Annotated in this window: 9 protein-coding genes and 5 pseudogenes; 8 read left to right on the forward strand and 6 right to left on the reverse strand. The window is 67.9% G+C overall.

From position 1 onward, the window contains the following. Positions 1-233: 233 nt before the first annotated feature. Positions 234-937, reverse strand: a pseudogene (locus OG842_RS39365) (IS6 family transposase). Positions 938-984: 47 nt separating this feature from the next. On the opposite strand from OG842_RS39365, the gene OG842_RS39370 reads away from it, so the two are divergent. Together OG842_RS39370 and OG842_RS39375 are read left to right on the forward strand one after the other, a co-directional pair. Next, a complete protein-coding gene (locus OG842_RS39370; RefSeq protein ID WP_328512625.1) occupies positions 985-1,293 on the forward strand; it encodes a transposase in 309 nt (102 codons plus the stop codon). Then, positions 1,290-1,997 (forward strand): IS3 family transposase, encoded by a 708-nt coding sequence (locus tag OG842_RS39375; RefSeq protein ID WP_328512626.1) that lies wholly within the window; start codon positions 1,290-1,292, stop codon positions 1,995-1,997. Before OG842_RS39370 ends, OG842_RS39375 begins: the two co-directional genes overlap by 4 nt. Here the strand turns inward: OG842_RS39375 and OG842_RS45395 are convergent. Further along, a protein-coding gene (locus OG842_RS45395; RefSeq protein ID WP_434350968.1) for an IS630 family transposase occupies positions 1,989-3,067 on the reverse strand; the annotation gives its coding sequence in 2 pieces (ribosomal slippage) (positions 1,989-2,566 and positions 2,566-3,067; 1,080 coding nt in all). The two genes, OG842_RS39375 and OG842_RS45395, sit on opposite strands and share 9 nt — an antisense overlap. A 76-nt stretch (positions 3,068-3,143) precedes the next feature. Here OG842_RS45395 and OG842_RS39390 point away from each other — a divergent pair. Both OG842_RS39390 and OG842_RS39395 read left to right on the forward strand, forming a co-directional pair. Further along, positions 3,144-3,359: pseudogene (locus OG842_RS39390) on the forward strand (integrase core domain-containing protein); the annotation flags it as partial. Between the two features lie 3 nt (positions 3,360-3,362). Beyond that, positions 3,363-3,680 (forward strand): integrase core domain-containing protein, encoded by a 318-nt coding sequence (locus tag OG842_RS39395; protein ID WP_266734064.1) that lies wholly within the window; start codon positions 3,363-3,365, stop codon positions 3,678-3,680. 60 nt (positions 3,681-3,740) lie between these two features. Here the strand turns inward: OG842_RS39395 and OG842_RS39400 are convergent, their stop codons facing one another. Then, positions 3,741-4,487, reverse strand: a complete 747-nt coding sequence (locus tag OG842_RS39400) for a GNAT family N-acetyltransferase (protein WP_266734062.1) — start codon at positions 4,485-4,487, stop codon at positions 3,741-3,743. A gap of 386 nt (positions 4,488-4,873) precedes the next feature. Here OG842_RS39400 and OG842_RS39405 point away from each other — a divergent pair. Continuing rightward, positions 4,874-4,987: pseudogene (locus tag OG842_RS39405) on the forward strand (IS6 family transposase); the annotation flags it as partial. On the opposite strand, the pseudogene OG842_RS39410 reads toward OG842_RS39405, so the two are convergent. Both OG842_RS39410 and OG842_RS39415 read right to left on the reverse strand, forming a co-directional pair. After that, positions 4,987-5,544, reverse strand: a pseudogene (locus tag OG842_RS39410) (ATP-dependent DNA ligase); the annotation flags it as partial. The pseudogenes OG842_RS39405 and OG842_RS39410 sit on opposite strands and share 1 nt — an antisense overlap. Before the next feature lie 22 nt (positions 5,545-5,566). Continuing rightward, positions 5,567-5,779 (reverse strand): hypothetical protein, encoded by a 213-nt coding sequence (locus tag OG842_RS39415; RefSeq protein WP_443064041.1) that lies wholly within the window; start codon positions 5,777-5,779, stop codon positions 5,567-5,569. A 64-nt stretch (positions 5,780-5,843) separates the two neighbouring features. Here OG842_RS39415 and OG842_RS45400 point away from each other — a divergent pair. After that, positions 5,844-6,897, forward strand: a pseudogene (locus OG842_RS45400) (IS630 family transposase); the annotation flags it as partial. A gap of 160 nt (positions 6,898-7,057) precedes the next feature. Further along, positions 7,058-7,989 (forward strand): IS5 family transposase gene (locus tag OG842_RS39430; RefSeq protein WP_443064042.1). Its coding sequence is split into 2 segments (ribosomal slippage): positions 7,058-7,429 and positions 7,432-7,989, totalling 930 coding nucleotides; the frame shifts between segments, so codons are not numbered across the junction. A 236-nt stretch (positions 7,990-8,225) separates the two neighbouring features. On the opposite strand, the gene OG842_RS39435 is transcribed toward OG842_RS39430, so the two are convergent. Continuing rightward, positions 8,226-11,960 carry a S8 family serine peptidase gene (locus OG842_RS39435; protein WP_266734061.1) on the reverse strand — a complete coding sequence of 1,245 codons (3,735 nt, stop codon included), beginning with the start codon at positions 11,958-11,960 and terminating at the stop codon, positions 8,226-8,228. Between the two features lie 201 nt (positions 11,961-12,161). Between OG842_RS39435 and OG842_RS39440 the strand changes: the two genes are divergently transcribed. Beyond that, a complete protein-coding gene (locus tag OG842_RS39440; RefSeq protein WP_266734059.1) occupies positions 12,162-13,394 on the forward strand; it encodes an IS4 family transposase in 1,233 nt (410 codons plus the stop codon). Positions 13,395-13,670 lie beyond the last annotated feature (276 nt).

A 13,670-nucleotide genomic window follows, 5' to 3' on the forward strand; every position in this document is an offset into this window, starting at 1 on the left:
CTCACGGGGGACGGCCGTCTCGTCCGTGGCCCGGCGGAGGGGTGCACCTGTGGGTTTGAGTAAGTCTCTGTGCCTCGGCGAACCGCAGTTGATGCCTGCGGCGATGACGGTGTCGCGGAAACGGGCCACCGCTCTCCGCCTCAGAACCCGGGGCGAGGGTGCTGTCACGTTGTTGAGGGAGTGAGTGCCTGATGGTGTGTCGGGTATGGAGGGGGCGGGTTCCGGCTCCGTGCTCAGGCCGCGGCAGGCAGGCCGGCGACGCCGGTGATGTGGTCCCAGATGGCGAAGCGGGTGGGGGTGACTTCAGCGCGGTAGTGGGTGGCGGTCATCAGGTGGCGGCGGGGCCGGAAGTGGGGTGAGATGCCGCTGAACGCGGACAGGAACCGCTGGGCTCCGCCGACGCTGCGGAAGCCTTTCATGGCGCGTTCGCGCTGCCGGGTGGGCTGATGGCTGTTCTCGGCCCGGTTGTTGAGGCCCTTGTGGGAGCGGTGCTCGACCGAGGGCATCACCTCGCGGTGGGCCGCGCCGTAGGAGCGGAGTTTGTCGGTGACGATCACCCGCGGCACCGAGCGGGTCGTCTTCAGCAGGTGGCGGAAGAAGCGCCCGGCCGCGGCTTTGTCCCGCCGGTTCTGGACCAGGATGTCGAGCACGGTGCCGTCAGCGTCGACGGCCCGCCACAGGTACTTCCGCTCTCCGTTGATCTCGATGAAGACCTCGTCCAGGTGCCACTTGTCGCCCAGTTGCACACGCCGGCGGCGCAGCGCGTGTTGGCATAGGACTGCCCGGACTTCGCACACCAGCGGCGGACGGTCTCGTGGGACACGATGACACCGCGCTCGAGCATCAACTCCTCGACCTCACGGAAGCTGAGCGGGAAGCGGAAGTACAGCCACACAGTGCGCGATGATCTCGGGCCTTCACCCCTGATCTTGGACACTCGAGATAGTGGATCTTGAGGATCTGAGAGATGGACGTGTCGTGGTCATGAAGCGCTATCCGCCGGAGTTCAAGGCGGACGCGGTCGCGCTGTACGATTCGCGGCCCGAGGCGACGATCAAGCAGATCGCCGCCGACCTGGGGGTGAACCCGGAGACGCTGCGCAACTGGATCCGGGCGGCCGGAGCCGGTCGTCCGCGCGGCCGTCGGGCGGCCAAGCCGCCGACGGTTCCGGTGGCGCCGTCGGCTCTGGAGGCCGAGGTCGCCGCCTTGAGGCGGGAGAACGCCGAGCTGAAGAAGGAACGGGAGATCCTGCGCAAGGCGGCCCGCTATTTCGCCTCGGAGACGGGCTGGTGAACCGCTGCCAGTTCGTTGAGGACCACCAGCGCCGTTACGGCGTGAAGCGGTTGTGCCGCATCCTGGGCATCGCCCGCTCGAGCTTCTACCACTGGCGCCGCAGTGCACCGCTGCGGGCAGCCCGCCAGGCTGCCGACGCCCAGCTCGCCGCCCGGATACGCGTGATCCACCGGGCCTCGGACGGCACCTACGGCGCCCCCAGGATCACCGCTGAACTCCGCGAGGACGGCGAGCGCGTGAACCACGAGCGGGTCGCCCGCATCATGCAGGCGATCGGGCTGGCCGGCCTCCGCCTGCGCAGGAAGCATCGCACCACCATCCCGGACCCCGCCGCGGCGAAGGTGCCGGACCTGATCGGCCGTAACTTCACCGCGGACGAGGTGAACCGAAAGTACGTCGGCGACATCACATGCCTGCCGCTGGCCGGCGGGACGTTCCGCTATCTCGCGACCGTGATCGATCTCTGCTCACGGCGCCTGGCCGGGTGGGCGATCGCCGACCATATGCGCGCCGACCTCGTCGTCGACGCCCTGAAAGCAGCCGAGCGGACCCGCGGCAGCCTCGCCGGCGCCGTGATGCACACCGATCACGGGGCCCAGTACTGCAGCCGGGCCTTCGCCAACGCCTGCCGCCAGGCTGGCGTGACCCAGTCCATGAGCGCCATCGGCAGCTCGGCGGATACTGACTTCGGCTCGTCAGGGTGAGGTCAGGGTGTCGAGGGTCAGGCCGGTGCCGGCTATGAAGCCGTCGAGGGTGTCGGGGCGGTACTGCAGGCGCTTGAGCCGGTTGCGGACGAGGGCCTCGAGTCGGTCGAGGGCCATGACGGCGAGGTTGGCCAGGCTGCGTTTGACGTGCGCCCATACCCACTCGACGGGGTTGAGGTCGGGCGAGTAGGCGGGCAGCAGGAACACCGTCAGCCAGGCTCGCTCGGCGATCAACTCGCGCATGGCGTGGGAGACGTGGGTGTTCAGGCGGTCCCAGACCAGCACGATCGGCGCCTTGACGAGCTGGTGCACGCCGTCGACCAGAGCGATGAAGTCGCGCTCGCTCATGCTGCGGCGCTTGCCCTTGCCCGAGGGGTGGGTGCGCAGGCGGTGGCACAGCCGGGTCCGTGAGCCGGGCCGCATCGCAATCAGCCCGGCCACCGACAGCCGCCCCGAGCGGCGTCCGCTCACCGTCACGACCGGGGTGTGTCCGCGTCGTCCCCAGGTCCGGCCTCGGGGCGGTCGGCGGGTGAAGCCTGCTTCGTCCTCGAAGCAGATGTAGCCCCCGCAGGCCGCCCGGGCCCTTTTACCTCCGCCCAGGTCGCCTCCTTCCATGCGGTGACGGCCTGCTCGTCCCGCTCGGCCACCCTGCGCGCGGGGACCTGCGGGCTGAAGCCGAGCCGGTGCATCAGCCTCGTGGCGCCCGAGACGCTGTACGAGACGTGGAACTTCCGCCCGATCAGCATGGCCACCCTCGCCGCGGTCCACACCTGGTCCTCCACCCAGCCGTGCGCGGCCGGACCCTGCTCCAGATACGCGGCGAGCTTCTCCAAGCAGCGCGGAGACAGCCGGCACCGCGACCCACTCGGACCGCGTGACGACAGCGCCCCGACCCCGCCCTCGCGCCACAACTGGTGCCACTGATAAGCCGACTTCAGACTCACCCGCAGACGCCGTGCCACTTCCGGTGGCTTGACCTCCTGCTCGAACAGCTCGGCCGCCTGCATCCGCACCGACTCCCGACGCACCCGTCCCGCAACGGTCAGCCCGCCCCCATCCGAATACCTCACACACCATCGAATACAGCCACCACACCAAGCCTGTCAGGGACTTCGGGAAAGTTCACCCTGACGAGCCGAAGTCAGTAACGCCCTGGCGGAGTCGTTCAACGCGACCTGCAAACGCGAGACCCTCCAGGGCCGCAGGGCCTGGAACGACGAACGCGAAGCCCGCCTGGACCTCTTCCGCTGGCTCCACCGCTACAACACCGTCCGACGCCACTCCCGCCTCGGACACCGCAGCCCCATCGCCTACGAACAAACACTCCAAACAACATCAACTACGCTGGCCGAAGCCGCATAACCCGTGTTCAGAATCAGGGGTCAAAGCCCCAGGGCAGCCGACCCGACTCGTTGCCTGCTGGAGACCGGCGCCACCGCGTCGGTCGGCCCTGTCGCCGATAGCTACGACAACGCCATGGCCGAGGCCCTCAACGGCACCTTCAAAGCCGAGTCGATCGAGCTCCACGGCCCCTGGTGCGACGCTGACCAGGTCGAACGGGCAGTCGCCCAGTGGGTCGGCTGGTACAACACCGAGCGACTGCACTCCGCCCTCGGCTACCTCCCACCCGAGGAATTCGAGATCCGGCACCACCGTTCCCAGGCGCCCTCGAAGGCCGCCTGAAAACACGCAAACCGGCCGCGAAACTCGGGGCAGCTCACTGGCTGTACGGGGTTTCGAGACCTACGGCACTACGACAGTCAGTGATGTGCCAGTCAGCTCAAAACCGAGCTTTTCGTAGACGCGGCGGGCTGGATTCGCATCGCTCACGACGAGCGAAATGTCGGCCAGCCCGTCGGCCGCAGCAGCGCTGAGCACCCGGCGCAGCAGATTGGCGCCAAGGCCCGCGTAGCAGGCTTCGGGCCGGCGGAACACGTCCGCGATCCACGGCAGCCCGTCACGGTCGGTGATAATCGCCCCAGCGACAACACGGTCCATATCGTCCACCACCAAGGCGCTGCACGGAAGGACCGGCCCGAGAACGGAGCCTGCCAGCATGGGTGCCAGGAGCTTGTTGAGCGCTTCTTCGTCGCTGCCGGAGTGGTGGTCGGGATGGTCGGCAGGAAAGGCGGCTCGCCATGCCGGGAACACCGCGTCGGCAGCGAGGTCACAAGGGACTGCCCGAAGTCCGTTTCCCAGGGCGCATGATGACCAGTCGGCCGGTGGCGGGCACGCGACCAAGTCCCTCCGCATCTCATGGGCATGCCGCATCACCCGTGCGCCACGGCGCAGCAGTTGCTCACCGAGCTCCACGGCTCCCGAGACTGCCCATCCGGACATACCGGAGACGATGGTGTCCACGGGGTCGGGGCCGACCACTTCGGCCAGGTCCGCCCACGGGTGCCCCTCCCGAACACCCTGCAGATAGGTCAGGACCGGCACACCCTGCCCATTGGTCAGGGTTTGGCGCTGCTCGTCGTTCTCGGTCACTCTTCATCCTTGAAAGATCGTGTGTACTTTGCGTGCGCATTCTGCGGTTCCGCATCCGGTGTCGCAACGGAATTTCCGCAATTTGTGCAGTGAAAGATTCACCGGTCCCCATGAGGGTCGAGTGGGCCGTCCCGATCGCCGTGTCGGCGAGCTCGACCAGGAATCCGCCGTGCACCGTGCCCTGTTGGTTGCCGTGCAAGGCCGCGTCCACCTCGGCACGAACCGGGGTGGTTTCCTCGCCGGTGTCGACGATGTGGAAGTCGAGCAGGTCGGAGATGGGCGTCGGATACCGTATGTGGGTCCGGTTTCCCAACCACTCGGACACTGTCACGTTGGCTGATCGGGTGAAATGATCTCCGGGTTGATCACGGTGGAGGGGGTTGTCCGTGGGCAATACGCCGCCGTTGCACAAGGGGCACCGGTACCCGGTGGAGATCATCGCGCACTGTGTGTGGCTGTACTTCCGCTTCCCGCTCAGCTTGGGTGAGGTCGAGGAGCTGTACACATAAGTAAGCCGTTTCGCGATCAAGCCTTCCATGCCTGCGGTCCGGGTCATCTCCAGTGCCTGCTCGCCGTGTCCGACGACCGCCGCGGGCGTCGACCAGTGCTTCCCGTCCAGCCCCAGGTCCTCCAGGAGATTCTTGCGTGCGGTGTACGGCAGCCCGGTCAGACGGTGGCCGTCCAGGTGCACGGCATCGAACAGAACCAGATGCGCCGGCACCTGCAGGGCCATCCGGGCGGCCTTCGCCGTTGAAGACAGACCCATGCGGGACTGCGGCAACTCGAAGTCACTGCGCCCCTCGCTGTCGAACGCGACGATCTCCCCGTCGAGAATCGCGGGCCGACCGAATACGGACCCGAGTGTTGTGAGCTCTGGGTAGACGGTCGTGATGTCCGCCCCGGACCGGGACCGGAGGAGCGCCGTCCCGTCACCGGGCAGGTAGACCATGGCCCGCTGTCCATCCTGTTTGACCTCGACCGCCCACCGGTCCTCCACGGCCACGGGCGGCAGGCTGCCCGAGGTCGCGAGCATCGGAGCGATTTGCGGCAACTCCATGACCATCCGTTTCCGCGCCCGCTCAGGACGCGCTGCGCTTCCTCGCGGCCGCGGTCTTCTTCGTGGTGGTCTTCTTCGCCGTGCGCTTCTTGGCGGCTGTGGTCTTCCTGGCCGGGGCAGCCTTCTCCCTGGGCGTGGTCTTCTTGCGTGGCTGCATCGTGTGCACGGTGGCGTCCTGGCCGTGTTCGCCGCGTGATTCCTTGGCTGCTTTCACGGAGGCGTTCAGGGCAGCCATTACTGAGGTTTTCGGGTTGTCGTCGGGGAGTGACGGTTCATGATTCCTGCGGTATGCCTGTGGGATGAGGTATCCGGAGGGTGGGGGCCTGACCGCTGAGCGTCGGGCGTTTCGTGAGGGGATCCGGCTTCAGCCCGGCGAGAAGTTCGCCGCGGGTGAGAAGACCGCAGCGATCGCGAGGGACTTGCGGGTGAGTGTGCGGTCCGTGGAACGCTGGCGCCGTGCCTGACGCGAGGGCGGACCGGAGGGCCTGCGCTCTGCAGGTCCGGCGAACTCCCCGACCATCAGCGATTCCCAGTTCGCCGTACTCGAGGAAGAACTCGGGAAGGGACCTGCAGCTCACGGCTTCGAAGACGAACGCTGGACTCTGGCCCGGGTCCAGGCGGTGATCCGCCGCGGCGGCTGCGGGTGAGCCTGTCGGTGGCGACGGTGTGGCGGCTGCTCAAACGGCACGGCTGGTCCTGGCAGGCACCAGCCCGCAGAGCAGTCGAGCGTGACGAGCACGCGGTGGAGCTGTGGAAGAAGGAGGTGTGGCCGCGGGTAAAAGCCTCGCGGCGGCACGTGGCGCCTGGATCGTCTTCGAGGACGAAGCCGGCTTCTCGATGACGCCGCCCCGGGCCCGCACCTGGGGCCGACGTGGGCACACCCCCGTCATCCGCGTCCGTGGCAGGTCCCGCCGCCGGACCTCGGTCGCCGCGCTGTGCTGCTACAAACCCGGCGAGAAAAGCCGTCTCATCCACCGGCCCCGCACCCACCTCTTCCTCAAAGGCGCACGCAAGAGCTTCTCCTGGAAGGACTACCGCGACCTGTTGGTGCGGGCGCATATCCAGCTCGGCGGCCCAATCGTGGTGGTCTGGGACAATCTCAACACCCACCTGGCCGCCGGGCTGAAGCGGTATGAGGCCGAGCACGACTGGCTCACCACCTTCCGCCTCCCGCCCTATGCGCCTGACCTGAACCCCGTCGAGGCCATCTGGTCACTCGTGCGCAGAGCGATGGCCAACACCGCCTTTGACGCCCCTGACGACCTCGACCGTGTCCTCCGCCGCGAGTTACGCAGGATCCAGCTCCGGCCCCACCTGACCAACGGCTGCCTCACCGCCACCGGTCTGACCCTCGTACCACCGACTCCACCTGAAAACCTCCTTACGTTGTTGATGGGTCGATTCCGGTCACTCGTAGGATCGGGAGGCCCAGGGGCACTGGGTGTTGCTGTCCGCGCAGGGCATGCCGGTGGCGAAGATCACAGGACTGGGGTGTTGAGGTCAGGGTGGTGGGATGGGTCGTGGGGATCTGACGAATGCGGAGTGGGATCGGCTGGAGTCATTCCTGCCTCGTGGTGGTGGGCGCGGGGGTCGGTGGAGTGACCACCGTCGGGTGATCAACGGGGTTCTCTACCGAGTGCGGACGGGTGTCCAGTGGCGGGACCTGCCGGAGCGGTTTGGGCCGTGGGAGACCGTCTACAAACGGCATCGTCGCTGGTCAGCTGATGGAGCCTGGAAGATGCTGCTGTCTCGCATCCAGGCCGCCGAGGATGCCGCGGGCCGGATCGACTGGGATGTGTCCGTGGACTCGACCGCCGTGCGAGCCCACCAGCACGTTGCCGGCGCGCGGAAGGCGTCGGCGGCCGAGGGTCCTCAAAAGGGGAACGTTCGGGGGACGAACCAGGTCGATCCGGTGCTGCGGAAACTGGCCGTCCGGCTGGAGGAGGTGGTCGGATCGGCGAATGCCAGGGACGCTCCCGAGGCGGATTCACCACCAAGATCCACCTCGCCGCCGAGGGACGATGCCGCCCCCTCGCCTTCGTCCTGACACCCGGCCACTACGGCGACGGCCCCCAGCTCGAGGCCGTGCTGGAGGAGATCTCCGTGCCCCGCAGCGGAGTCGGGCGGCCCCGCACCCGACCAGATCACGTCCTGGCGGACAAGGCCTACACGTCCCGAAGAAACCGTCGCCACCTGCGACGACGCGGTATTAAGCACACCATCCCCGAACGCCTCGACCAGCAGAAACACCGGCAGAATCGGGGCTTCCGAGGCGGCCGGCCCACCGGCTTCGACAGCGAGCGCTACAAGAAACGCAACACCGTCGAACGGGCCATCAACCGGCTGAAGGGCTTCCGAGCGGTCGCCGCCCGCTACGAGAAACGCGCCTATATCTACCTTGGCACCGTCACCCTCGCGGCCCTCGCGATCTGGCTCCGAACATGATCCAAGAAACAGTGCCTAGCAGAGAAAGGCAGTTCAGTAATGACGGCGAACACGACGACTACGTCCCGGCCGACATCTGCGCCGCCGCCACCCAGCTCAAGACCATGGATCTGCCCCGCCAGCCCGGCCCGCCCGCGGCGTGCGGTGAGCAGCGCTACGTGCAGGGTGCGGCCCTTACTCCGCTCATGCGGCAGGTGGGAGCCGGGCGGCCGACTGCGCGGCTCCCACCTGGTCGGTTACTTCCGCACGCTGACCGCGCGGATGATCTCCTGCTTGACCGAGCCGCCCCTGTTGTCGGCGGCCGAGGCCCGCACGGAGATGTACCGCGCGTCGTTCGGCACCCGCACGGAGCCGGTCCAGGCGGCGGACTTGCCGCGTACGCCGTCGAGTTCGACGGATGTCCACGTCGCGCCGTCGTCGAAGGAGACCTCCAGCGTGGAGTCGGTGATCTTCCCGGTGTCCGTCGCGCCCTTTATGTACTCGGAGAAGATCCCGAGATCCAGTCGCTTTCCAGCCCGCACGTCACCCTGCAGGTCGGTGTCGACGTCGAACCCGAGGTTGAGCACCGGCAGATATGTCCACCGGTCGGCCGGCGTGGCGGACGACTTGAAGGTCCATTCGGAGTGGCCCTTCGTGGAGAGCCGCCAGACGTCCGGGTCCATCGTGGTGTCGGTGACGACCTTGAAGTCCTGCTCGGTCGGCTTGACGCGCCAGGCGTGCACCCCCGAGCTTTGCTTCCGGTCGACCTGCACCCCGTCCACGTACACTTCGGTGAACTGGGTCAGCGACTTCTGGTTGAACACTTCGCCGAAGCCGGTGTGGTCCGGTCCAGAGTCGCCCCAGCCCGGCGTGTTGAACTCCAGGTCGTTGCCGGCGCGGCGCTGGCCCCAGCCGAGACCGGTACCCAGCCACGGGTGCCAGACCGGCTTGAACCAGTCGGTCCCGGAGCGGGTGCCGCCGCGGTAGTGCACGATTCCGCTGCGCTCCTCGAGGGCGCCCGGGCCGCTGGACATGGACTCGTGCCAGCCCTGGTCGGGGCCGGCGCTGATGTAGTCGGTGCGCTCCGCGGGGAACTTGATCTTCTCCTGGAAGCCGATGCCGTAGGGAAAGCTGTCGGTGATCGAGTAGCGGAACTCGCCTCCGTCGGCGGGCTTCGGCGCGTGGTACTTGTTGTTGACCACGGCCAGTTCGCTCTTGCCCGGCCGGTACGTCAGATCAGCGGGGATCGCCCCCGGGTATCCCTTGCTGAGGTCGTAGACATAAGGCGTGAACTCGGTGCCGGTCAGTTCCACGCCCCGGCCGAGCCGAGCGGCCTCAATCAGGCGCGCCCCGTCCTGCGCGTTCACCGTCGCGCTGTACAGGGGACGAGTCTCCCCTTCGGCCCCGCTGAAGTTGGCCATCAGCCGTCCGGGAGCCTCGTCGGTGACGAACAGGGCCTTGGCGCCCGCATCCCGTGCGTTCTGGGCCAGCTCGGTGGTCGTGATCGCGTCGGTGCGACGCACGACGACCGCTTTGCCCGCCACGTCCTTGCCGGTGTAGTCGGCGGCGGATCCGGCGCCCGCGTCCACCAGGGACATCCGCTTACGCCCGGTGAACATGTCCGATCCGTACTGGACGGTCGTCTCGCCGAGCCGCTTGCCGCCTGCTTCGACATCGAGTTGCGGCTTGCCGAGCCGCCAGACGGTCCGGTACTCGAAGGTGCCCGTGGCGGGCTTGCGGGTCGGCGCGGCGAAGATGCTGTCGTACTTCGGCGGGACCTGCACGGCAGGCGTGAAGGAATCGCCGTTCGCGGACCGGTTGAACTTCATAAACAGCTGACGGGTCTGGGTCCGCTGGTCCACCTCGGCCCGGATCTCCCGCAACTTCGTCCCGTCGAGGGTGACTTCGCGGTCACGATCCATGGTGACCTCGGGCTCGGTGAGCAGACCGAGGCCGAGCGAGTCCTTGCCCTTGCTGCCACGCACGTCGAGGAAGCTGCACAGGGTGTATATGCCGGGCTGCAGACGCAGCTTGAGCGTGCCGGATTCGCCGACCGTGGCAGGGAAGGGGTCTGTGTCCTTGGCCAGCTGCTTTACGGTCAGGTTTGCGGCGGACGCCGCGCCGTCGCGGTCCTTGACGTGGACGGTGAGGGTGTAGCGCTCCTCCTCCTTGGTCAGGCCGAAGGCCGTGTGTGCCACCACGGTGTCGCCGTCCTTGGCGATGATCCTGCCGGAGGTGGCGCCGACGGGTGCGGCGGTGCCGTCACCGGTGACCGTGGTCTGCGCGGTGCCGTGTGCGGGCACGGTGAGGGTGGAGTCGGTGAGGGTGACCACGCCGGCGGGAGCGCCCTCGGCGGTCAGCGCCAGGGTGACCGGCCGGTCGGAGGCGTTGGTGTAGGTCAGCGTCTTGGTGACCGGCTTGTTCGCCTCGTAGGGCCAGCTGGTGAAGCCGAGGTCGGCGCTGCCGGTCGCGGTGATCTGCGCGGCGATCGCGGACGGGACGTCTACGCGGCCCGCACCCACCTCGTACGACGTGCCGCTGATCTGCTTGGACGTGCTCATCAGCGCGTCCTTGAGCTGCTGTCCGCTCCAGTCGGGGTGCTTCTCGGCGAGCAGCGCCGCCACACCCGCGACGTGCGGGGTGGCCATGGACGTGCCGCTCATCGATGTGTACAGGCCGTTGCCGCTCACGAGCTGCGAACGGGCCGCGAGGATGTTCACGCCCGGCGCGGACAGGTCGGGCTTCAGCGCGTTGTCGCCGAGGCGCGGGCCCTGGCTGGAGAAGTACGCAAGCTTGTCGGCGGAGTCGACCGCGCCGATCGTCAACGCGGAGTCGGCTGCGCCGGGGGAGCCGATGCTGCCGGGGTAGCCGGCGTTGCCGGCCGCGATCACGAACAGGGCGCCCGTGTCCTTGGAGAGGGTGTTCACCGCCTGGGCCATTGGGTCGGTGCCGTCGCTGCCCTCCGACGATCCGAGGCTCATGGAGACGATCTTGGCGTGGACGTCCTTGGCCGCCCACTCCATACCGGCGATGATCTGCGACTCGCTGCCGGACCCCTGGTTGTTGAGAACCTTGCCGACGGCGAGCGTGGCGCCGGGCGCGACGCCCTTCTCCTTGCCGTCGGACGCGGCACCGCTGCCACCGACGGTGGAGGAGACATGCGTGCCGTGACCGTGCCGGTCGGCGACCTCCTGACCGTCGATGAAGCTCTTGGTCTCGCTCACCCGGTCCTTGAGATCGGGGTGGGTCAGGTCCACACCCGTGTCGAGGACGGCGACCTTGACACCCTTGCCGGTCAGCCCGGCCTCCCAGGCCGCGGGGGTGCCGATCTGGGCGTTGCTGGCCTCCATCGCGGCGTCGACGCGTGCGTCCAGCCAGATCTTTGCGACGCCTCCCGAAAAGCGTGCGCTGCCTGAAGTCGCGCCGCGTGCCCCGGAGGTGACGTCCGACGCGACCGTGCGCCAGAACTCCCCGGACTTCGACGCCTCCAGGGCCGCACCGCCTATGCTCGGCAGCCCACGGACCTGGCGGGCTCCGTGGGGCGTCGCGCTCCGGGCGTTCTTCGTGTACGTCACGATGAGCGGGAGTCCGTCGGACGACGGGTCACCGAGCCCCTGCTCGATCAGAGCGGTGACGTCGAAGAGTTCGGCGTCGAGGACGCCCGCCTGGAGGTAGGGCCGGGTTTCGTCGGGTATGACGGTGATCCGGCCGTTGGATATCTCGCTGCGAACCGCTCCGGTCGCGCCCTTGGGACGCTCCACGGAGACCGACTTCCGGCCCGCGCCGAGGTCGGTCACGGTCACCTGGTCACCGGTGATCAGGGTGACGGTTCGCGCGGTGCTGGGTGCGTGCACGGGTGATGTGGCACGGTCGGTGCCCGCCCCCGCTGTCCCCAACGCCCCGGCTGCGACGGCCTGCCCTGCCGGCAGCAGTACGAGCGACAGCCCCGCTGCCAGCAGCCGGGACCTCCGCCTCGCGGATAATCTGGTCATGGATGACTCTCCTCCACGCACCCGGTGAATGGGTGGTTCCAGGTGCTGCGAAGAGTTTTCGCGGCGGCAACCCGCGTGTCGACCGTTCTGCCTGGCGGATATCCGCCTTGACGGAGACCCGTCAATTACGGCCGCGGAGCGCGGAATCGCCCTTAGAGGCAATACCGGTGACTTTGTTGGTGGTGGGTCGTTGGGTGTGGTGTGCCAAGGCCTGGACAGGTGAAGTCGTCGGGTGAGCGGTTGTCGGACCGGATCGCTCTGGGTGTGCTGACGCGGGTGTTTCCGCCCGAGTTGGTGGATGAGGTGGTTGTTGGGTGTGGGCGTCTGGAACAGCGGTCGCGGCTGTTGCCGGCCCGGGTGGTGGTCTATTTCGTGCTCGCGATGTGTCTGTTCTCCGGGCAGGGCTATGAGGAGGTGGCCCGACTGCTGACGCAGGGGCTGGAGCGGGTGCGGCGGTGGGAGAAACCGTGGCAGGTGCCCACGACAGCGGCGATCGGCCGGGCCCGCCGGCGATTGGGGCCGGAGCCGTTGAAGGTGCTGTTCGCGCGAGTGTGCCGGCCGGTGGCCGCCCCGGACACTGCTGGTGCCTGGTATCGGCAGTGGCGTCTGGTTGCGGTGGACGGCACGGTCTTCGATGTGCCGGACACCGGGGCGAGCAGCGATTTCTTCGGCCGGCCCGGCTCGGGCCGGGGACAGCAGCGCAGTGCCTACCCGCAGGTGAGGGTCGCTGCGCTGGTGGAGTGCGGGACACACGCGGTGTTCGCCGCGGCGACCGGCCCGCTGTCGGTTCATGAACAGCAGTTGATTCCCGGCCTGCTGGGCCGGCTCGAGCCGGGAATGCTGCTGATGGCCGACCGCGGCATCACCGGCTTCGAGCTGTGGCGGGCCGCCTCGGACACGGGCGCGGACCTGTTGTGGCGCGTCCGGAAGAACATCGTGCTCCCGGTCCTCGAAGCCTTCGACGACGGCTCCTACCTGTCCGAGATCGTTGCGGCAGGCGACCGCAAGCACCGGGACCCGGTCCGGGTCCGCGTCATCGAGTACACCCTCGGCCGCGAGGACGACGACACGGTCTACCGGCTGATCACGACCATCTGCAACCCGCAGGAGGCCCCTGCGGCCGACCTGGCGGGCCTCTACCATCAACGCTGGGAGATCGAGAACACCCTGGACGAGATCAAGACCCATCAGGGCGGACACCGCCTCGTCCTCCGCTCCCAGTACCCCGATGGCGTCGAGCAGGAAATCTACGGTTTCCTTCTTGTCCACCACGCACTCCGGGACGTCATGCACCACACCGCTCACCAGGCCGGCCTCGACCCCGACAGACTGTCCTTCACCCGCACCCTTCGCATCGCTCGCCGCCACGTCACCGACCAGGCGGCACTTTCCCCCCTCACGACTCAGTCGAGCCCTGACCCACACCATCCGTGAGCTGCTGGAACGACTCCTGCCACCCCGCAGGCAACGCTCCAACCCCCGTGTCATCAAACGCAAGATGGCCAACTGGCACCTCAAACACACCCACCACCGCAACCCACCCCGACCACCCGCAGCAGCAATCACACTCATCCCGCCCACCAAACCCGCCAGCAGACGCCAGAAGAGCACCTAAATCACCGGTATTGGGCCTAGACCTCGAGAGCAGTTCGGGTGGCTGGCGAGAGGCAGGCTACCCGGTTTGCGTACTCCGTGATCACTATTCGCCGA

This window comes from Streptomyces sp. NBC_00376 (assembly GCF_036077095.1).
Taxonomy (GTDB): domain Bacteria; phylum Actinomycetota; class Actinomycetes; order Streptomycetales; family Streptomycetaceae; genus Streptomyces.

Excerpts from the sequence above, each read along its gene's own strand:
- OG842_RS39415 (WP_443064041.1), bottom strand. The coding sequence starts at position 5,779 with ATGGCTGCCCTGAACGCCTCCGTGAAAGCAGCCAAGGAATCACGCGGC.
- OG842_RS39370 (WP_328512625.1), top strand. The coding sequence starts at position 985 with ATGAAGCGCTATCCGCCGGAGTTCAAGGCGGACGCGGTCGCGCTGTAC.
- OG842_RS39435 (WP_266734061.1), bottom strand. The coding sequence starts at position 11,960 with ATGACCAGATTATCCGCGAGGCGGAGGTCCCGGCTGCTGGCAGCGGGG.